Below are 18,383 nucleotides of genomic sequence, written 5' to 3'. Positions count from 1 at the left end.
TCAGTCTTTCGTTTTTAGCTTCTTGACGTCCACTGGACGGCTTTTCATCGAACTGCGGAGGTCGGCATAGAGATGCTCGAACAGACCCGCGATGCCGCGGGCGCCGACCGTCAGCACATGCGACAGGCCGCGCAGGGGCGTGTCCTGCTGCCGTCCTTCCGCCCAGCCGGTCCAGGCGTCGGCACGTGCAAAGGTGGTCTTGACGAACTCGTATTCCTGCTCGCGCGTCATCGCCGAGAAGCGCAGACCCACGCGGCCCGGTGCGGTGAAGCCGACCGTGGCGGGGAATGCATATTCCTCGTCGCCGCGAAACAGCGACACGGTCACGCGCTCGTGCATCGGCACCTGGATCGCGGCGGGCAGCGCCACGCCGACGCCGCCTTCAGAGTAGTCGATGGTTTCGCAGGCAAGCGTGCGGCCGGTCGAGAATTTGAGCATCACGGGCATCTGCATCGCCACGCGGTGCACCGCGCGAATCTGCTTGCGCTCGCTCGCGGCGGCCACGCTCGCGCCGAGAATCAGCATGTTGTAGGTGGTCCAGCCGAGATTGAGGATCGTGGTCTGCACCACGCTGCGAATGTGCCAGTTGTAATAGATATGCACGATGCCCACGCAGAAGCCGATCAGGTTCAGCAGCAGCAGGAACAGATACGGGCGCGAGATGGCCCAGTCGAAGTAGTTCTTCTCGATCTGGCCGCCCTTGGCCGTCACGTTGAACTTGCCGAGCTTCGGGTTGATCAGCGCAAGCAGGGTCGGCGCGGTGATGTAGGAGGCCAGCACCGATTCGTACACTTCGGCCCAGAACGAATGGCGAAACGAGCGCTGCATGCGCGAGTTGGTGATGCTCGCGTGCATCATGTGCGGCAGCGCGTAGATCGCGATCGTGCCGGCCGCGGCTTCGATCACGTGCGCGTTGAAGAACAGATACGACAGCGGAGCGGTCAGGAACACCAGACGCGGGATGCCGTAGAAGAAGTGCATCATCGCGTTCAGATAGCACAGACGCTGGCCGAACTTGAGGCCCTTGCCGGTGAGCGGATTGTCGATCCGGAAAATCTGCGTCATGCCGCGGGCCCAGCGAATCCGCTGGCCGATGTGGCCGGAAAGACTTTCCGTGGCGAGCCCCGCGGCTTGCGGAATCGCCAGATACGCGGTGGTGTAGCCGAGGCGGTGCAGCTTGAGGGCGGTGTGCGCGTCTTCGGTCACGGTTTCGACCGCGATGCCGCCGATCTCCTCGACCATGGTCCGGCGCAGCAGCGCGCACGAGCCGCAGAAGAACGTGGCGTTCCACAGATCGTTGCCGTCCTGCACGAGGCCATAGAACAGCTCGCCTTCGTTCGGCACCTTGCGGAAGGTGCCGAGATTGCGCTCGAACGGGTCTGCTGAGAAGAAATGGTGCGGCGTTTGCAGCATCGACAGCAGCTTGTCGCGCAGGAACCAGCCGAGGCCGATCTGCAGGAACGAGCGGGTCGGAATGTGATCGCAATCGAAGATCGCGAGGTATTCGCCGCTGGTGATCTTCAATGCTTCGTTAATGTTGCCGGCCTTGGCGTGGCGATTGTGCGTGCGAATCGTCCAGTTGACGCCGACCTCTTCGCAGAACGCTTTGAACTCGGGGCGGCGGCCGTCGTCGAGCACGTGGATCGAGATCTTCTCGGCCGGATAGTCGAGTGCGAGCGCGGCGTAGATGGTCGGCTTCACCACCGAGAGCGGCTCGTTATAGGTCGGAATGAACACGTCGACGGTCGGCCATTCGGCGCGCGAGGCGGGCAGCGGCATCGGCGTGCGCTTGAGCGGCCAGGCGGTCTGAAAGTAGCCGAGCAGCAGCACGATGGTCGAATAGACTTCAGCCGACACCAGCAGCAGACCCCAGGCGGCGTCGAGCGGATGTTCCCAGTAGGTGGTCGCGGTCAGCCGCCAGTACATATAGCGGCCTGAAGTCACCACCGACAGCATGATCATCACCATCGTCGCGTAGCGGCCTTGCAGCCGGCGGAACATGAGGGCGGTGACGAAACAGCAGGTCGCGAACGTCAACTGTTCGTAGAACGCGAGCGGCACGGTGAACACGAAGTACAGCATCACCAGCGCGAACAGCGTGACGAGTCCCGTGACGATGCGGCTGTTCCAGAAGCGCGCGTCGACGAAACGTTCGAGCCGCGACGGTTCCGCCGGCTCGAGACCCTGCGATGGCGTCGTGCTCATGCGACGTTCCTCGGCGAGACGGCGATCGCGTCGATGGCCGCCATGAGCCACGTGCCGCACGCGCGGAAATCGGCGGCCGCCTGGCTGAGCGGATCGTAGTGAATCAACGTGGTGTCGCACGCGAGCGCTTCGCTCACGCCTTCGTCCAGATGGATCACGCCCGGGAACAGCTTGGCGCCGAGCATCTGGCGCAGCACCTTGAGGACGTCTTTGGTCAGCTGGCGCGACTGGTCGATCTGGTTGATCACGTAGCCGTCGCCGCCGAACTCGGCGCGCGGCGCCGCGTAGGTTGCGATCAGCCGCTCCATCTGCGGAATCGCGGCGTACGAGGCGGCGTCGGCGAGCACCACGTTCAGCGCGAAGGTGGCCGCGCACAAGGCCGTGCGCACATACGCCGACGAACCCGGCGGCGTGTCGATGATCACGATGTCGGACGCTTCGAGGTGCAGGTTCTGCAGCGACTGCGCGAGCCAGCGCGGCTCCTGGTCGATATACGCTTCGAAGCGGCGGCGGTCGTCTTCGAGCACCGCGCCGTAAGGCAGCACCGTCACGCCGTCCACGCCGTCGAACATCACGCTCTGCCACGGGTCGCCCGTCAGCGTGGCGCGCGACAAACCGTCGATGCTGTCGAGCGGCACGCCGAAGTGCAGGCGCAGCGCGTTCTGCGGGTCGAGGTCGAGCGCGATCACACGCCGGCCGCTCGCGGCCAGCACGGAAGCGAGGTTGGCGGCGAGGGTGGTCTTGCCGACCCCGCCTTTGGCGGACACCACCGCGATGACTTTCATGAGCGACGAGGGCCGTTGACCAGCCACGAGTTGGAGGTGCGGGGCGCAGCGGCAGACGTAGCGCCGGCGGGAGGCGCGGCCGTTTGCGCGGGGGCCCCGCGCAGACGGTCGAAGATGCCTTGCAGGGGCGCGGACTCGCCGCTGGCCGCGTCGGGTTGCGGCGGCGTGGGTTCGGGTTCCGGCGCGAAAAGCTTGCCGAGGATCGAAGCAGCTTGTTGCGTCGGCGCGGCGGGTGCGGTTGCTGCCAGCAGCGTCGATGGTGCTGATGGTGCTAACGGCGCGCTCGTGTGAGCGCGCACCGGTGCCGGCGCATGTGCCCAACTGGGGGCGACGGACGGAATCGTTTGCGCGATCGGTGTGCGCAAGGCGATGACGGGAGGCACGGAAGCGGGGAATGCGGAAGCAGGTGCAGCAGAAACCGGATCTGCAGAAATCGGAGCTACAGAAACCGGAGCTTCAGAAACCGGAGCCGCGGAAACCGGAGCTACAGAAACCGGAGCCACAGAAACCGGAGCCACGAACGCGGCCGGCGATGCTTGCGCAGCCACCGTGCCCACTCGCGCAGCGCCGGCCACCGCCAGCGGCGCCGCATCATCTTTCGATTCGAGTTCGCCAAAGCGTGACGCGCCTCTCTGCGTGCTAGCCGGAGCGGCGACAGCTACCGGCGGAATATCCCGCCGATGCGATCGCGTGAATAACGGCGCTTTGGCGCGCGTCACGGACGCTGCATCTTTTGGTGTGGTGTCCTGACGATCGACAGCCACCGGTGACGCGGCCACCGGTGACTGAGGCTTGACCTCGCGACGCTGCCCGATTGCGGGAATCGTCGGTTGGGTCAGATCGAGCGTGACTAATAGTGGCCAACGGGTGCGCGCCGAGCGCGCCTCGTTTTCGCGGCCGATTTCCTGGTACGCGTTGGCGTCGCCGCCAAAATGATCGAAAAGTTTCTCGATGTCGCTCGATGAACTCATAGTGCCGCCGTCTTGTTCATGACTAGCCTTGCCCCGATCCCAACTTGTGTTCGCGGCGCTATAACACGGGACTGCCTGTCCCGCTACTTCACGCGCACCGGTCTGGCGCGTTTCTCTACTGCCTGCTGTTGCCTGGTGTTGCTCGGTCTTGCCTGTGCTGCTTCGCCTGTTCGCTACGCGCCCGCAGCAACCACATCACGGTGCGCCGCCCATCCCGTTCAAACAGGATGACGGCCAAGACGAAATTCGATCGCGGTGTCCTCGCTATACCCACTCGTTTGCGCCACCGACAAACCTTGCGCGCCCAACGCACTCAACCAGGTCTGATAGACGCCTTCGAGAAACGCCGGCGTCCATGCGAGCGCGTTGCCACCGAACGCCGGCAACGGCGCGCAATAGTGAACGATGCGCAGCGACTCGGGTTCGTCCGCCAATTCGACGTAGCCCCAGTCCATCTCATGCCAGTACAGGTTCAAGGTGCGCGCGAGTTCGGCGGTCGAGTCGCAGGCGGGCAGCGGATGCGCCGCCGCGAACCGGGTGCCGACGCGATGCATCAGTTGGCGCAGTTCGTCGCGACTGATCTGCGCTTCGAACTCGCTTGCCAACGCGGTGAGCATGCCGCGCCACTGCGGCGAGATTTGGCGTTCCAGCAGGTAATCGAGAATTGGAACCATGTTTTCCGGGAAATGGCCGTTGCTTCGAGCCGCTTGAAATCGGCCGCTCACGGCCGAGCGCAAAGAAAAAGTGTTATCGGGAAATCGCGTATTGCATCCGGCCTAGGTTACTTTCCTCGGGCTGTCTAGTCCGTTCACCACACTCCGAAGCAGTCTACTTAAGACATTAAGATTTAACCACTCTCCATTCGTCTGCGTATACGCGGATTCGATTGCGATGGATGCGGATCAACGGGTAAATCTTGCTGCTTGAATTGGCTGTTTGCCGCGCGGCCAACGATGCCCGGTAAAATTGCGTCCCTGATGTCTGCATTAACGGCTTGATTCGTCGCGTGATTGAGCTGTTTCGTTTCGTGGTAAATGCAACGTTTCGCGCCTCGTGCAGCTTCGCCGAATCGATCTCGCCGGCAATCTTCCCGAATCTTTCCATTTGCTTTCATACTCCAGGTTTTGCCCGCGCCCGTTAAGCTTGCGGACTTGTGTCTCGCTGCGTGCACCTAGCTCGTGGGTGGCACCTCAGTGGCACCTCAGTGGCACGTCGTCACGATGCCGTTCGATTCATTCGCTGCAAATGTTCAATCCACTTAGCATTCTTCTCGTTACCGTTCTGTCGGGCGTCATGGCAATCGCCGTGCTCGGATCGTTATGGCGCGCGGCAATTCCCGGCGTCGGCTATTGGCTGTCGGCCAACGCCGCAGCGATCGTCGCGCTCCTCGCTTTCGCCTTGCAAGGGCATGCGCATGCGTCGCAGTGGCTGACCCTGGTGGCGTCCAACGTCCTGATGGCGGCTTCGCTGCTGCTGGTGGTGGAAGGTTGCCTGCGCTTTCTGGGGCGGCGCACGCGCCCCTGGCCGGCCTACCTCGGCCTCGTCGCGGTGCTGTTCGGCATTTCGTACTGGACCTTCGCCGCGCCGAGCTTCAACGCGCGTGTCGCGTTGGTGTCGGCGTATCACGCGAGCCTTTGCGTCACGCTCGCCGTCCTCATGCTGCGTGGGCGTCCTTCTAACCGGCCGCGCTACAGCTATTTCTTCGTCGCCGGGGCGGCGCTACTCCTGTTTGCCGCGCATACTGCGCGCGGGTTCATGTACGGCCTCGGCTGGATGACGCAGACCAGCCTGCTGCAGGTCTCGCCGTCCAACGTCCTGTTTCTCGCGCTCGGGATTCTGGCGTCGCCGTGCCTTTCGATTGGCGTCGTGATGCTCGCGCACGACCGTCTCGCGGAACGGCTCGAACGGCTTGCCAATATCGATGACCTGACCGGCGCGCTGTCGCGCCGCGCGTTTCTGGCGGCCGGCGCCGCGCTGCTGGACGCGTCGCGGCGAAGCCGCTCGCCGTTGGCAATGGCGATCATCGACATCGACTCCTTCAAGGCCGTCAACGACCAACACGGCCACGCGGCCGGCGATCAGGTGCTGAGCCACTTCGCGACGTTCGTCGCGCGCAACCTGCGGGCGGGCGACGTGTTCGGCCGGCTGGGCGGCGAGGAATTCGGCGTGCTGTGCCCGGCCACCACCGCCGCCGAGGCGGTGAGCCTGCTGGACCGGCTGCGGACCCGCCTTGCCGCCATCGCGCCGCACGAGCGGCCGCGCGGGCTGCGCTACACGTTCAGTGTCGGCGTGGACAGGCTTCGGGGTGACGAGTCGCTCGCCCAGTTGATGGCGCGGGCCGATGGCGCGCTGTACGCCGCCAAGGCGTCGGGCCGCGATCGGGTGATGACCGCGTAGGGCGTGACGGGCCGGGGCCGGGATGGAGAATTTGCGGCGCTATTTGTGCGCAAGGCATAAATATTTGTCAGATGTAAGCCGATAACCAATGGCAGAGTGATCGGAACCAGGCTGATGCCCATCAATACGCTTTCCACGTCGACGCACCACCCGTCCGATGCCGGTCTACGCGATCGCTTCCACCGGCGCTCGCTCGAGCACCAGCGTCCGCTTTCCACCGTGATCATGGCGTTCACGGTGGTCGCGTTCCTGTGCTTCATCGGAGCGCGCAATCTGGTCGATGGCCCGGCTGCGCCGCTCGCGTACCGGCTCGCGTGCGCGCTGCCGCTCGCGTTGCTGGTGCTGGCGATTCCGCGTGCGAACTCGACCTGGGTATTCGGCCTGATAGGCGTCGCTTACTCGCAGGTATTGGTGGCGGGCCTCGCCATGAACATCGCCGGTGTCGCGCAACCGCTGTTGTGGGCGCTGCCGGCGATGATCGTGATACCGGTCTGCGCCGCGCCGCTGTGGCTCACGCCCACGCATTACATCGCCGGCACCGCGCTTTTCTATGCGACGGCTGTCACGCTATTGTTCGGCGAGCCGCTTGCGCATGATGTCGGCGTCGTGGTGTGGATGTGGATGGCGGCGCTCGCCGCGCCGGCTTCCGCTGTGTTTCACTTCGGCTTCTACCGGTTTCGCCGCAACCACTTTCTGCTCGAAAGCCAGCTCGCCCAACTCGCGGCGACCGACCCGCTGACCGGCCTGCAAAACCGCCGTGCCTTCGTCACGCAGGCTGAGCGCCGTCTCGACACCCTCGCGCCGGGCACGCGGATCAGCGCGATCTTTCTCGACATCGACAACTTCAAGTCCCTGAACGACCGCTTCGGCCATGCGGTCGGCGACCACGCGCTTTATCAGGTTGCCCAGGCGCTGATGGAAGAGGCCTCCGCGGACGACAGCGTGAGCCGGATCGGCGGCGAGGAATTCGCGCTGCTGCTGCGCGACGGGCTGACCGGCGCGCTCCATCTGGCCGAACGGCTGCGTCTCGCGATTGCCGCGATCGAGCGGCCGGACGGCCGTCTGACCGCGAGCTTCGGCGTAGCCGAGCATCGCGGCGGCGAAACCATCATGATGCTGCTCGATCGCGCCGACGAAGCCCTGCTGCGCGCCAAGCACTCCGGCAGAAACCGCGTGTGCGCCGAGCGCGCGCTGCCGCGCGACGCGCTGCACCGGCTTGGCGAGGACGCAGTGGGCGAGGGTGGGGCGGCGGTCCGGCGGCACCGATGGGAGGATTACTACCTCACCTCGCATTTTCAGCCGCTCTACAGCCTGTCGCATCAGAAGCAGGTGGGCTTCGAGGCCTTGCTGCGCGGCGAGCAGGGCGACGGCACGCTGGTGCCGCCCGCGGTGCTGTTCGCGCCGAGGCCTTCCAGCGACGAAGGCGCGCTCGACCGTGCGAGTCACACCGTGCATCTGGCCAATGCGCGCGGATCGCTGCCCGAGGACGCGTGGCTCTTCCTCAACATTCTGCCGGCCACGTTCATCGCCGAAGGTTATGCGGATCAACTGGCGAAGATCGTGCGGGGCGTGGGGCTCGAACCTGAACGGGTGATTCTGGAGATTCTCGAATCGCACGGCGGCAGCGTCGACGACATGTCGCGGGCGGCGGCGTTGTACCGCGAATACGGCTTTCTGATCGCCGTCGACGATTTCGGCGCGGGTCAGTCGAATCTCGACCGGCTGTTCAGAATCCGCCCGGACCTGGTCAAGCTCGACGGCGAACTGATTCGCGCGACGAGCCACGGCACCGAGCAGCCGATTCTGCCGAAGCTCGTTTCGCTGCTGCATCAGGCGGGCATGCTGGTGGTTGTCGAAGGCGTGGAGACCACCGAGGAACTGATTCTCGCCGTGGAATCGAATGTGGATTTCGCGCAGGGTTATCTGCTGGGCCGGCCGGCTGCGGAAATTGCGCGGCCGGAGTCGGTGCATCGGCGCATCGACGAGGCTTTCGATGTCATCGCGCATGGCCGCGCGCATCAGCATGCGTTGTTCGAATCCGAAGTGGAGCCTTACCGGGCCGCCTTGCGCGTCGCCGCCGATGCGTTGCTGGCCGGCGTGGCCATGGAAGAGGCGTTCGCCTCGCTGGCCAGGTTCGACCGGTGCATCAGCTGTTTCATTCTCGACGACTCGGGCAGGCAGGTCGGTCTGGAAGTGCCGGGGCCAGCCTCGCGCAGTGACGGCGCCTCGCTGCACCCCGTGGCGAATCCGCGCGATGCGCGCTGGGACCATCGCCCGTATTTCCGCAATGCGGTGCTGTTGCCGGGCGTCGCGGTTGCCAGTAATCCTTATCTTTCGCTCGCGAGCGGCAGGCCGTGTATCGCGGTGACGCTGGCGTTGCAGTTCGCTGCTGGGCGCTCCGTGATCGGCGTGGAGCTGGATTGGTCGGCGCTGGGGTTGCCGTGGCCCGCGAGGGAGTAGCGCGTATTCTCCCGCCGCGGGCTAGCGCGTTTGCGACCCGCGGACTCGCTCAATACCCGCCCTTTGGCGATGCCGGCGTCGCCGTCGTCTTTTTATACGACGCCGCCAGATCCGCCGCGGCGCGGCTCAGCAAACCCGTATCGGTGCCAACGGCGACGAAGGTGGCGCCCGCGGCGAGATAATCGGCGGCAATCGCCGGATCGGGGGCGAGCACGCCTGCCGCCTTGCCCGCGTTTCGCGCGATATGGATGCCGTGGCGAATCGCTTCGCGCACGCTGGCATCGCCGGGCTGGCCCAGCAGCCCCATCGACGCGCTCAGGTCAGCCGGACCAAAGAACACGCCGTCGATGCCATCCACGGCCGCAATCGCCGGCAAATTCTCCATGCCCCGCACGGTTTCCACCTGCACCAGCACGCACAATTCGTCTGCCGCAGTGTTCAGGTAATCCGGTATCCGGTTCCAGCGCGATGCGCGCGCCAACGCACTGCCCACGCCGCGAATGCCTTGCGGTGGATAGCGGGTGGCCGCGACTGCTTCGGTGGCCTGCTCGGCCGTGTCGATCATCGGCAGCAGGAGCGTTTGGGCGCCGATGTCGAGCAACTGCTTGATCAACGCCGTGTCGCTGCGCACCGGACGCACCACCGGATGGGAGGCATACGCGGCCACCGCCTGCAATTGGGCCAGTGTGCTGCGCACGTCGTTCGGCGCATGCTCGTTGTCGATCAGCAGCCAGTCGAAACCGGCGGTGGCCAGCAGCTCGGTGACGTAGGCGTCTGCGAGCGCGGCCCACAGGCCGAATTGCGGTTTGCCTTCGGCGAGGGCGCGCTTGAAAGGGTTTTGCGGTGTGGGCATGTCGTTACCAACTCAAACGAAACTCGAACGAAACACAAACGAACTCAAATGAAGTTCAGGCCGATTCCGCCCAACGGGCCGTAGTCGACGTGAAACGTGTCGCCCGCGCGCGCGGCGATCGGGCTGGTGAACGAACCGCTCAGGATCACGTCGTTCGCGTTGAGCATTTCGTCGTATGGGGCAATCTTGTTGGCGAGCCATGCCACGCCGGTGGCCGGATGATTCAAAACCGCGGCCGCCAATCCGCTTTCTTCCACCGCGCCGTTCCTGTAAAGCAACGCGCCGACCCAACGCAGATCGACATCCATTGGGCGCACGGGGCGGCCGCCCAACACGATGCCCGCATTCGCCGCGAAGTCCGAGATCGTGTCGTAGACCTTGCGCGGCGCTTTGGTGTCGCGGTCGAACTGTTCGATGCGCGCGTCGATGATCTCGACGGCCGGCGTTACGTAAGCGGTCGCGTCCAGCACATCGAACAGCGTCACACCAGGGCCCTTCAACGGCTTGCTCAATACGAACGCCAGTTCCACTTCCACGCGCGGCGCGATGAAGCGGTCCGCGCGAATATCCTGGCCGTTCTCGATGAACATGCTGTCGAGCAGCGGCGCGTAGTCCGGTTCGTCGATCTGCGAGCAGCGCTGCATGGCGCGTGAAGTGAGGCCGATTTTGCGGCCTTTGATCACGTGGCCTTCCGCGAGTTTGAGTTTCACCCACTCGCGCTGGATCGCGTAACCGTCCTGCACCGTCATCTGCGGATAAGCGGCGGAGAAGTGACGCAGTTGAGTACGCGTTTTCTCGGCGTGGTCGAGTTGCGCCGCGAGGTCGCGGATAGTCTGTTCGTCTAGCATGGTGGAGTCTCGATGAGGCGCTATTCAGCCTTCAGGCGTGCGTGCAGGTTGTTGTGTTTCCACGTGCCGGCTTCGCTGAACTCATTGATCTCCAGCGACAACGCGAGGCCGTGCTGTTCGAATTCAGCGGCGAAGTGCTGTTTGATCAACGCGAACAAAGCGTCGCCGGTCGCCTTTTTCACGGCTTCGGAGCGGCCCGCGCCGATCTTCAGGTTCGCATGCAGGAAGGCCGCGTCGGCGCGCCCGTCGGCGATGCAGTACTGCTCGCAGCGCAAGGCGCGCACGCGGATGCCGCCGAGCGGATAGACCCGCTGTTCGTTCTCGCGCTGCGTGTCGAGGCTATGCGCGAGCGCGTTGCACAGTTGGCCGATGCTTGCGTGATCGGCGAGATTGGCGCTGTATTCGAGTGTGAGATGCGGCATGGCGGGCTCCTTCTTTGCAACTCAGGCGGGCAGCGGCGTAACCGGGAAGATCGCGTTGATCTGGCCGGTGCCCGAACTGCCGAAGTACGGCGTGACGACTTCCACTTTGCCGTCGTAGCGATCCCAGCCGAGCGCGCCGAGCAGCATGGCGGTGTCGTGCATGCCGCCTTCGCCCCAGCATTTCTCGTTGTAGAGCGGCAACATCTCGCAGAAGGTCTTCCAGTCGCCGGCTTCCCACAACTCGACCACCTTGCGGTCCATCAGTTCAAGAAACGGATTCCACACCTTGTGCATGAACTGCTCGGCCGTACCGTTGTTGGCGAAGTGGTGGCTGAGCGACCCGCTTGCCAGAATCGCGACGGTGCCGTCGTAACGCTCCTCGATCGCCTTGCGCACCGCGAGGCCGAAACGCGCGCTCGTGGCGAGGTCGTGCCACACGCACCAGCCCGCTACCGATACGGCCTTGAAATGCTGATCCGCATTCATGTAGCGCATCGGCACCAGCGTGCCGTATTCGAGTCCGAGTGTGGTTTCGCTATGCGCGCGGCTCTTCACGCCCATTTCATTGGCGACTTCCGCGATCAGATTGCCGAGTTCGACGTTGCCCGGACACGCATACGGCATGTTCTTGATGAAATGCGGCAGTTCATTGCTCGTATAAACGCCCTCGAACTTCGGCGCGCAATTGATGTGGTATTCGCTGTTCACCAGCCAATGCACGTCGAACACGACGAAGGTATCCACACCCAATTCGCGGCAACGCCGGCCGATTTCATGATGGCCGTCGATCGCAGGCTGCCGGCAGCCCTTATGCGGACCGTCGAGTTCGGACAGATATAACGACGGGACGTGCGTCACTTTTGCTGCCAATGCGAGCTTGCCCATCAAACCCCCCAGCGCGGAATGTGATGCGAGCCGAGCGATACGCAGACGTTCTTCGGTTCGAGGAACACTTCGTAGCTCCAGGTGCCGCCTTCGCGACCCACGCCGGATGCCTTGGTGCCGCCGAACGGCTGGCGCAGATCACGCACGTTCTGGCTATTGACGAAGCACATGCCGGCTTCGACAGCGGCTGCGACGCGCAGCGCGCGGCCCGTGTTCTCGGTCCAGATGTAGCTCGACAGACCGTAGGAGATGTCGTTGGCGAGCTTGATCGCGTCGGCTTCGTCGTCGAACGGAATCAGGCAGGCGACCGGGCCGAAGATTTCTTCCTGCGCGATGCGCATGCGGTTGTCGACATCGACGAATACGGTGGGTTGCACGAAATTGCCTTTGCGCATGGCGTCGGGCAACTCGGGCATAGCAAGGCCACCGCAGGCGAGCGTCGCGCCTTCTTTCGGACCCAGTTCGATATAGCTGCGCACCTTAGCCAGATGGCCCTGGCTGATCATGGGGCCGACAATGGTGCTGTCGGATAGCGGATCGCCCACGGTCAAACGCTTCGCGCGCTCGATGAAACGCTCGGCAAAACGTGCATAGATGGAGCGCTGCACGAGAATGCGCGAACCCGCCGTGCAGCGTTCGCCGTTGTTCGAGAAGATCATGAACACGGCGGCGTCCAGCGCGCGCTCGAAATCGGCGTCGTCGAAAATCACGAACGGCGACTTGCCGCCGAGTTCCATGGAGAACTTCTTCAGCCCCGCGGTTTGCACGATGCGGTTGCCGGTCGCCGTCGATCCGGTGAACGACACGGCATGCACGTCCGGATGCGCCACGAGCGGCTCGCCGGTTTCCTTGCCGAAGCCGTGCACCACGTTCAGCACGCCGGCTGGAATGCCGGCTTCGAGTGCGAGGTTGCCGAGCATCGAGGCCGTGAGCGGCGACAGTTCGCTCATCTTCAACACCGCCGTATTGCCGAACGCGAGGCAGGGCGCGACTTTCCATGTCGCGGTCATGAACGGCACGTTCCACGGCGAGATCAGCGCGCAGACGCCGACCGGATGAAACAGCGTGTAGTTCAAATGCGTATCGGTCGGATACGTATGGCCGTCCACGCGCGTGCACATCTCGGCGAAGTAGCTGAAGTTGTCGGCGGCGCGCGGCACGAGTTGCTTGCGCGTCTGCGAGATGGTCTGGCCGGTGTCTTTGGTTTCCGTTTCCGAGATCTCCGGCACATGCTTCGCGATCAGTTCTCCGAGCTTACGGACCAGCTTCGCGCGTTCCGCGGCGGGCTTGCCGGCCCATGCAGGAAACGCTTCTCTGGAGGCGCGCACGGCGGCGTCAATTTCTTCCGCACCGCCCCGGGCCACCTCTGCGAGCACGTCTTGCGTGGCCGGGTTGACGGTCTCGAAGTAGTCTTTTGCGGTGCTGGCTTTACCGTCGATCAGGTGTTCGATTCGCATTGGCTTGTCCCATGTAAAGCATGTCGATCATGCGCGGTTGAAGTCCGCGTCGGATGCGATCGTATTGACGAGACGGCCAAGGCCGTCGATTTCGCAGACCACTTCGTCGCCCGCATTGACGTTGACGATGCCTTCCGGCGTGCCGGTCAGGATCACGTCGCCGGGCGCGAGGGTCATGAAGCTGCTCAGGTATTCGATCAGCGCCGGAATATCGGTGACGAGATCGCGCGTGTTGCCGTGTTGCTGGCGCGTGCCGTTCACGAACGTGCGCAACTCCAGTTGCGTGACGTCTTCGACATCCGCGGCGTCGACGAACCAGGGGCCCAGCACCGTGCCGCCGTCGCGATTTTTCACGCGCAGGTTGGGGCGGTAGTAGTTTTCCAGGTAGTCGCGAATTGCGTAGTCGTTGGCGATCATGTAGCCGGCCACATGCTGCATGGCGTGCTCGCGCGTGACATTCCGTGCGGTTTGTCCGATCACAACAGCGAGTTCGCACTCGTAGTGCATGAAGGTGACGTCTGCAGGGCGGCGCGTCATGCCGCGATGACCGAGCACCGTGCCCGGTCCCTTGAGAAACACGAGCGGCTCCTCCTGTTTGCTGAACTGCAACTCCTTTGCATGCTCGGCGTAGTTCAAACCGAGCGCGAAGATCGTGCCGACTTCGATCGGCGCAAGCCAGACCACTTCATCCTCGCGACGCACGCGGCCATCGGCGAGACGCACGCCATGAGCGTCAGGATAAGCTTCGTGAATCGCGCCTGCATACGCAACGCGGCCGCGCATCATGGCTGTTCTCCCCGTTGTGCTTCGGCGGCGACGAACGACACCGTGAGCGGCGGCATTGCGCCGATCGACATGGTGGCCGTGTCGCCGATATGCGCGACAGGTGAGCCGTGCGGCACGCCGAGCGTGATGACGTCGCCCGCGCTGAGTGTCATGAAGTCGGTCACGTCCGCGAGTAATTGCGCCACGTTGCGCACCGACGACGCAGTGTTCGCACTGAAACTCGCGCCCTGATCGAGAGAAACGTTGATCGGCAACGCGTCGGGCGCCGGCATATGACGCGCTGCAACCACGGCCGGTCCGACGACGCAGAAGCCGTCGCGCGCCCGGAATCGCACCGACGGCCGGTACACGCTCGTATGCGGCACGCTGAGATCGGCGACCAGCGTGTAGCCGGCAATGTAGTGCCATGCCTGTTCCGCACTAACGCGTGTTGCAGTGCGGCCGATCACGATGCCGAGCGACGCGCCGACTTCCACGCCCAACGCATTGTCCGGCACGACGACACGCGCGCGATGCCCGGCAAGCGTGTTGCGCGGTTTCAGATAGAGTACCGGCGCTTTGGGCGGCGCTTTATAGGGGGCGGCGTGCATCGCATCGCCCAACGCCGCGAGCGCGGCGCGGTCGTTGAGCAAGGTTGCGTAGACAGCGCCGCCAACCGGCGCGCGGCACGCCATGCCGCGTGCGAGCAGCGCGGCCGCGGCGCTGGCATCCACATCGCGGGGCAGCGCCTCGCCTTCGGGATGCAGCAGGTGATCGGCAAGTGCAAACATATTCGACCTGTCTCTTGGCAAAAACACTAACATGTTAGTAGTATTGCGCTTGATATGATCCACGGTCAATAGCCTGTCGGCTGATCGCGGGTTTTCCCTTAAGTTTCGACGGCTGTTCTTTATCCTCTTTCACTATGTCCGCTTCCGCCTCGACCCGAGTTCTGCACCGCAACCTGCCAATGTTGCTGCTGCGCGCCAGAGAAAAAATGATGGAGCGTTTTCGCCCATTGATTACTGCGCATGGATTGACCGAACAGCAGTGGCGCGTGATTCGCGCGCTGAATGAACACGGTCCGATGGAACCGCGCCACATTTCCGATATCTGCACGATTTCGAGCCCGAGCATGGCCGGCGTGCTCGCGCGCATGGAGAGCATGGAACTGGTGACCAAGGAGCGCTTCGCGGAGGATCAGCGGCGCGTGCTGGTGTCGCTGACGGATACGAGCCGGGAACTGGTGCGCGTGATTTCCAGGGATCTCGAGGCGCATTACCGCGAGCTGGAGCGCAAGGTGGGACCGGAGATCGTCGAGCGCGTGTATCGCGCCGTGGACGATCTGCTGGCCGGTCTGGAGGAAGAGGACGAGTGAAGCAGCGGTTCAGCGGTTCAGCGGCTCGGCGGCTCGGCGGGCGAGCCGCGTGCGGGTTTTACCAGCCCTGAAAGCGTCTCCATTCCACGCTGTCGCCGTCCGGTGTAACCGCGTGGTACTCGGGATACTGCGCGCCGGTCGCACACGCGTGATTCGGCAGGATGCGCAGTTTCATGCCGATCGGAAAGCGTTGCGTGATGTCGCCTGCGGTGTGAGGGGTCTCTCCAGTCGGGGAAAGAATGCCGTGTTCCTGATTGGCGCCGCTGATCAGATAGCCGGGCAGCGGCGTGCCGTTCAAGAGACACGGCTGGCCGTAACCGAAATCGTGCGATTGCTTCGACGTGCCGCGATCGCGGCTCATCGCCATCCAGCCCGCGTCGAGAATGGCCCAGCCTTTGTCCTCCTGATGACCGATCACGGTGGCGAGCACGCTGAGCGCGATGTCGTCGAGCGCGCACACGCCGACGTTGTGCATGACCAGATCGAACAGCACGTACACGCCGGCGCGCACTTCCGTGACGCCTTCCAGTTTTTCGGCGGCAAGCGCGGTCGGCGTCGAGCCGACACTGACCGCCGGGCATGCAATGCCGGCCTCGCGCAGCCGTTGCGCGGCGCGCACGCAGCCCGCGCGCTCCTGTTCCGCCAGTGCCGCTAGCGCCTCGGGCGTGTCGAGTTCGTAGCTGGAGCCGGCATGGGTCATCACGCCGCCTACCTTGACGCCGTTCTCATGGAGAATGCGGCCAACCTCAAGCAAGCTGTCCTGTTCCGGCGTGATGCCTGAGCGGTGCCCGTCCGTGTCCACTTCGATCCAGACCTCGAAGGTTTCGCCGTGCTGGTCGCCGAAGGCGGCAATGGCGGCAGCCGCAGTCGGATTGTCCACCACGAGCTTCAGATCGCACCCCTGGCGGCGCAGCGCGAGCGCTCGCGGCAACTTGGAAGGCGCCATGCTGACGGCGTAAAGAATGTCGCTGACACCCGCGGCAAAGAAGGCCTCCGCCTCCTTCAAGGTTGAAACGGTGATGCCGCGCGCGCCCGCTGCGATCTGTGCACGGACCACGTCGATGCATTTGGTGGTCTTCACGTGCGGACGAAACGCAACGCCGAGCGTGTTCATATGCCCCTGCATCCGCGCGATGTTCTTTTGCATCCGCGCAATGTCGATCAACGCGGCTGGGGTTTCGATCTGGTCGAGTTTCATGCTTTCACCGGGAAAATGGAGTCATGCAAGGTCATGCTGGTTCGCGCCGAAGCGCGCGAGCCACGGGACGAGCGAGTCGAGCGTCGGCGCTTCGATCTCGGGCGGCTGCGCACCGCTGACGAGCGGCAGGCCGACGCGGTTGTGCCAGTAGGTGCGCAAGCCGACGGCGGCCGTGCCGAACATGTCGTAGCTTGAGCCGGCTACGAATGCGGCTTCGTGCGCCGCTACGCCCAGTTTTTTGAGCGCGAGGCGGTAGGGCAGCGGGTCGGGTTTATACATGCCGGCTTCTTCGGCGGTGACGATGGCGTCCCAGCGAACCGGCAACAGGTTGGCGGCTTGCGTGCCGAGGCGCGCGGAACAGTTGGTGACGATGGCCAGCTTGCAGTGCGGCTCAAGCGTTTGCAACGCGTCGAGGGCGCCGCTCCACGGCGTAAGCGTCAGCCAGTCCGCCTCGAGCGCGAGCGCGGCGGATTCGGGCAGGCCGACTTGCGCGGCGGCTTCGCGCACCAGTTGTTCATACGCAATGTAGCGGCCACAGCCGTAGGTCAGGCGCAGATACGCGGCGCGCCATGCGCGGCCCGCCTGTTCGGAGCCGGCGGCGCGATTCCATGAGGTCCAGGAGTCGAGCAGGGCGGTCAGGAGGTCGAACAGGACCGCTTTGGGATAGGCGGCGGGCGCGGAAGCGAGAGTCATGATCTAACCGGCAAGAAACGGTGAGCTGATTATAAAGTTTGATCCGCGTGGTGACGTTCAAATGGGCTAACTCATAGATTCAGTCAGACTGAATGCTTCATGCGTGACTTCGCTCGATCGGAGCGCGACACTCATCGCCGCCAGGGCGGCTGCGGCCTGAACCTGCTCTGCAAATACTGCATGAAATGGCGGGTGCGCGCCGGCAGCCCCGTCCGCTGATGCGTGAGCGCGATGACGTCGGCAGCGGGCGCTTTCCATTCCGGCAGCAAACGGATGAGCCTGCCCTTGGCAAGGTCGTCGGCCACGTCCCATTCAGAACGCAGGATCACGCCGCGGCCTTCGCATGCCCATTGGCGGATCACGTCGCCGTCGTTGCAACTCAGGTGGGCGGATACGCGCACGCTGCGACGCGTGCGGCCTTTGCTGAACTGCCACAGCGAGACGTCTTCGTTATTCTCGCGCAGCACGATGCAGGGCAGTTTGCTCAAATCGTCCGGAGAGTCCGGCGTGCCCATTCGCTTGATCAATGCCGGCGCGGCGCAGACGAAACGCGCATTCGGCGCAATCGTGTAGCCGACCAGGTTCGACACCGGCAACTCGCCGATATGCACGACGATATCGAAACGGTCGGTTGTCTCGGTCAACGGGCGGTCGGAGAGCGTGAGCGCGATGTCGACATCCGGATGTTGCTGTTGAAACTCGGCAATCGCGGGTGCGAGGTGCCGCCGTCCGAACCCCAGCGGCGCGTTGATTCTCAGCGTGCCGGCGAGCCCACCGCGGCGCATCTGCAAATCCTCGAACAGCGCGTCGAATTGCTGGACGAGCTCGGCGCCGCGTTCGCATAGCAACGTGCCTTCTTCCGTGAATTGCAGGCGGCGCGCGGAGCGGTTCACCAGTTGCGCGCCCAGTTTCTTTTCGAGTTGCTGAAGGCGCTGGGTGACCGCGGAGGGCGACAACCCCAGCTTTCGCGCCGCGGCGATCAGACTGCCGTTTTCGCGCAGTGTCAACAGGAAGCGGATATCGGCCGAGTCGTTCATGGCAGCAACGTTTGAGTTCGCAAATCTGG

At 64.0% G+C, this 18,383-nt stretch carries 17 protein-coding genes; 3 read left to right on the top strand and 14 right to left on the bottom strand.

Annotated features, from left to right (window positions below; genetic code table 11):
* The 4 genes from bcsA to bcsD all read right to left on the bottom strand — a co-directional run bounded on the left by bcsA (position 1) and on the right by bcsD (position 4,635).
* The gene (gene bcsA, locus P0D70_RS01925; protein ID WP_091802463.1) at positions 1 to 2,205 is read right to left on the bottom strand and encodes a UDP-forming cellulose synthase catalytic subunit; all 2,205 of its coding nucleotides are present in this window, start codon (positions 2,203 to 2,205) and stop codon (positions 1 to 3) included.
* Complete coding sequence (bcsQ, locus tag P0D70_RS01920; RefSeq protein WP_091802461.1) at positions 2,202 to 2,990, bottom strand: cellulose biosynthesis protein BcsQ; 789 nt, start codon at positions 2,988 to 2,990, stop codon at positions 2,202 to 2,204. The genes bcsA and bcsQ overlap by 4 nt, the downstream gene beginning before the upstream one ends.
* Positions 2,987 to 3,961 carry a cellulose biosynthesis protein BcsP gene (gene bcsP / locus P0D70_RS01915; RefSeq protein WP_408181992.1) on the bottom strand — a complete coding sequence of 325 codons (975 nt, stop codon included), beginning with the start codon at positions 3,959 to 3,961 and terminating at the stop codon, positions 2,987 to 2,989. The genes bcsQ and bcsP overlap by 4 nt, the downstream gene beginning before the upstream one ends.
* 218 nt (positions 3,962 to 4,179) lie before the next feature.
* On the bottom strand, positions 4,180 to 4,635 hold the full coding sequence (gene bcsD / locus P0D70_RS01910) for a cellulose biosynthesis protein BcsD (protein WP_408181990.1): 456 nt from the start codon (positions 4,633 to 4,635) through the stop codon (positions 4,180 to 4,182).
* A 571-nt stretch (positions 4,636 to 5,206) separates the two neighbouring features.
* Here bcsD and P0D70_RS01905 point away from each other — a divergent pair.
* Together P0D70_RS01905 and P0D70_RS01900 are read left to right on the top strand one after the other, a co-directional pair.
* On the top strand, positions 5,207 to 6,358 hold the full coding sequence (locus P0D70_RS01905; RefSeq protein ID WP_408181988.1) for a GGDEF domain-containing protein: 1,152 nt from the start codon (positions 5,207 to 5,209) through the stop codon (positions 6,356 to 6,358).
* A 114-nt stretch (positions 6,359 to 6,472) separates the two neighbouring features.
* Entirely contained in the window at positions 6,473 to 8,818 is a 2,346-nt protein-coding gene (locus P0D70_RS01900; protein WP_408181986.1) for an EAL domain-containing protein, read from the top strand.
* 49 nt (positions 8,819 to 8,867) lie between these two features.
* On the opposite strand, the gene hpaI is transcribed toward P0D70_RS01900, so the two are convergent.
* From hpaI to P0D70_RS01865, 7 genes are read right to left on the bottom strand one after another with little or no spacing between them, the layout of a single operon-like run.
* Complete coding sequence (gene hpaI / locus P0D70_RS01895; protein ID WP_408181984.1) at positions 8,868 to 9,671, bottom strand: 4-hydroxy-2-oxoheptanedioate aldolase; 804 nt, start codon at positions 9,669 to 9,671, stop codon at positions 8,868 to 8,870.
* A 44-nt stretch (positions 9,672 to 9,715) separates the two neighbouring features.
* Complete coding sequence (hpaH, locus tag P0D70_RS01890; protein WP_408181982.1) at positions 9,716 to 10,519, bottom strand: 2-oxo-hept-4-ene-1,7-dioate hydratase; 804 nt, start codon at positions 10,517 to 10,519, stop codon at positions 9,716 to 9,718.
* Positions 10,520 to 10,539: 20 nt separating this feature from the next.
* Positions 10,540 to 10,941: a 5-carboxymethyl-2-hydroxymuconate Delta-isomerase gene (locus P0D70_RS01885; protein ID WP_091802438.1), complete on the bottom strand. Its 402-nt coding sequence runs from the start codon at positions 10,939 to 10,941 to the stop codon at positions 10,540 to 10,542.
* 21 nt (positions 10,942 to 10,962) lie between these two features.
* Positions 10,963 to 11,826 carry a 3,4-dihydroxyphenylacetate 2,3-dioxygenase gene (gene hpaD / locus P0D70_RS01880; protein ID WP_408181979.1) on the bottom strand — a complete coding sequence of 288 codons (864 nt, stop codon included), beginning with the start codon at positions 11,824 to 11,826 and terminating at the stop codon, positions 10,963 to 10,965.
* Complete coding sequence (gene hpaE, locus P0D70_RS01875; RefSeq protein WP_408181977.1) at positions 11,826 to 13,283, bottom strand: 5-carboxymethyl-2-hydroxymuconate semialdehyde dehydrogenase; 1,458 nt, start codon at positions 13,281 to 13,283, stop codon at positions 11,826 to 11,828. Before hpaE ends, hpaD begins: the two co-directional genes overlap by 1 nt.
* 27 nt (positions 13,284 to 13,310) lie before the next feature.
* Complete coding sequence (locus tag P0D70_RS01870) at positions 13,311 to 14,069, bottom strand: fumarylacetoacetate hydrolase family protein (protein ID WP_408181975.1); 759 nt, start codon at positions 14,067 to 14,069, stop codon at positions 13,311 to 13,313.
* Complete coding sequence (locus P0D70_RS01865) at positions 14,066 to 14,839, bottom strand: fumarylacetoacetate hydrolase family protein (protein ID WP_408181972.1); 774 nt, start codon at positions 14,837 to 14,839, stop codon at positions 14,066 to 14,068. The genes P0D70_RS01870 and P0D70_RS01865 overlap by 4 nt, the downstream gene beginning before the upstream one ends.
* 179 nt (positions 14,840 to 15,018) lie before the next feature.
* On the opposite strand from P0D70_RS01865, the gene hpaR reads away from it, so the two are divergent.
* Positions 15,019 to 15,426, top strand: a complete 408-nt coding sequence (gene hpaR, locus P0D70_RS01860; RefSeq protein ID WP_408181970.1) for a homoprotocatechuate degradation operon regulator HpaR — start codon at positions 15,019 to 15,021, stop codon at positions 15,424 to 15,426.
* Between the two features lie 58 nt (positions 15,427 to 15,484).
* Here the strand turns inward: hpaR and P0D70_RS01855 are convergent, their stop codons facing one another.
* The 3 genes from P0D70_RS01855 to P0D70_RS01845 all read right to left on the bottom strand — a co-directional run bounded on the left by P0D70_RS01855 (position 15,485) and on the right by P0D70_RS01845 (position 18,354).
* Positions 15,485 to 16,624: a DSD1 family PLP-dependent enzyme gene (locus P0D70_RS01855; RefSeq protein ID WP_408181968.1), complete on the bottom strand. Its 1,140-nt coding sequence runs from the start codon at positions 16,622 to 16,624 to the stop codon at positions 15,485 to 15,487.
* Positions 16,625 to 16,645: 21 nt separating this feature from the next.
* A complete protein-coding gene (locus P0D70_RS01850; RefSeq protein WP_408181966.1) occupies positions 16,646 to 17,317 on the bottom strand; it encodes an HAD family hydrolase in 672 nt (223 codons plus the stop codon).
* 131 nt (positions 17,318 to 17,448) lie between these two features.
* Positions 17,449 to 18,354, bottom strand: a complete 906-nt coding sequence (locus P0D70_RS01845; RefSeq protein ID WP_408181964.1) for a LysR family transcriptional regulator — start codon at positions 18,352 to 18,354, stop codon at positions 17,449 to 17,451.
* Positions 18,355 to 18,383: the final 29 nt, after the last annotated feature.

The sequence above is a fragment of the Paraburkholderia sp. RL17-381-BIF-C genome, from assembly GCF_046026435.1.
Lineage (GTDB): Bacteria > Pseudomonadota > Gammaproteobacteria > Burkholderiales > Burkholderiaceae > Paraburkholderia.
This window is presented reverse-complemented; position numbering and strand designations above follow the sequence as displayed.

Bases quoted from the DNA above. Each gene is read 5' to 3' on its own strand.
- hpaD (WP_408181979.1), bottom strand. From the start codon at position 11,826: ATGGGCAAGCTCGCATTGGCAGCAAAAGTGACGCACGTCCCGTCGTTA.
- hpaR (WP_408181970.1), top strand. From the start codon at position 15,019: ATGTTGCTGCTGCGCGCCAGAGAAAAAATGATGGAGCGTTTTCGCCCA.
- hpaE (WP_408181977.1), bottom strand. From the start codon at position 13,283: ATGCGAATCGAACACCTGATCGACGGTAAAGCCAGCACCGCAAAAGAC.
- bcsA (WP_091802463.1), bottom strand. From the start codon at position 2,205: ATGAGCACGACGCCATCGCAGGGTCTCGAGCCGGCGGAACCGTCGCGG.
- hpaH (WP_408181982.1), bottom strand. From the start codon at position 10,519: ATGCTAGACGAACAGACTATCCGCGACCTCGCGGCGCAACTCGACCAC.
- P0D70_RS01870 (WP_408181975.1), bottom strand. From the start codon at position 14,069: ATGATGCGCGGCCGCGTTGCGTATGCAGGCGCGATTCACGAAGCTTAT.
- P0D70_RS01865 (WP_408181972.1), bottom strand. From the start codon at position 14,839: ATGTTTGCACTTGCCGATCACCTGCTGCATCCCGAAGGCGAGGCGCTG.
- P0D70_RS01885 (WP_091802438.1), bottom strand. From the start codon at position 10,941: ATGCCGCATCTCACACTCGAATACAGCGCCAATCTCGCCGATCACGCA.
- P0D70_RS01850 (WP_408181966.1), bottom strand. From the start codon at position 17,317: ATGACTCTCGCTTCCGCGCCCGCCGCCTATCCCAAAGCGGTCCTGTTC.
- hpaI (WP_408181984.1), bottom strand. From the start codon at position 9,671: ATGCCCACACCGCAAAACCCTTTCAAGCGCGCCCTCGCCGAAGGCAAA.
- P0D70_RS01905 (WP_408181988.1), top strand. From the start codon at position 5,207: ATGTTCAATCCACTTAGCATTCTTCTCGTTACCGTTCTGTCGGGCGTC.
- P0D70_RS01900 (WP_408181986.1), top strand. From the start codon at position 6,473: ATGCCCATCAATACGCTTTCCACGTCGACGCACCACCCGTCCGATGCC.
- P0D70_RS01845 (WP_408181964.1), bottom strand. From the start codon at position 18,354: ATGAACGACTCGGCCGATATCCGCTTCCTGTTGACACTGCGCGAAAAC.
- bcsP (WP_408181992.1), bottom strand. From the start codon at position 3,961: ATGAGTTCATCGAGCGACATCGAGAAACTTTTCGATCATTTTGGCGGC.
- P0D70_RS01855 (WP_408181968.1), bottom strand. From the start codon at position 16,624: ATGAAACTCGACCAGATCGAAACCCCAGCCGCGTTGATCGACATTGCG.
- bcsQ (WP_091802461.1), bottom strand. From the start codon at position 2,990: ATGAAAGTCATCGCGGTGGTGTCCGCCAAAGGCGGGGTCGGCAAGACC.
- bcsD (WP_408181990.1), bottom strand. From the start codon at position 4,635: ATGGTTCCAATTCTCGATTACCTGCTGGAACGCCAAATCTCGCCGCAG.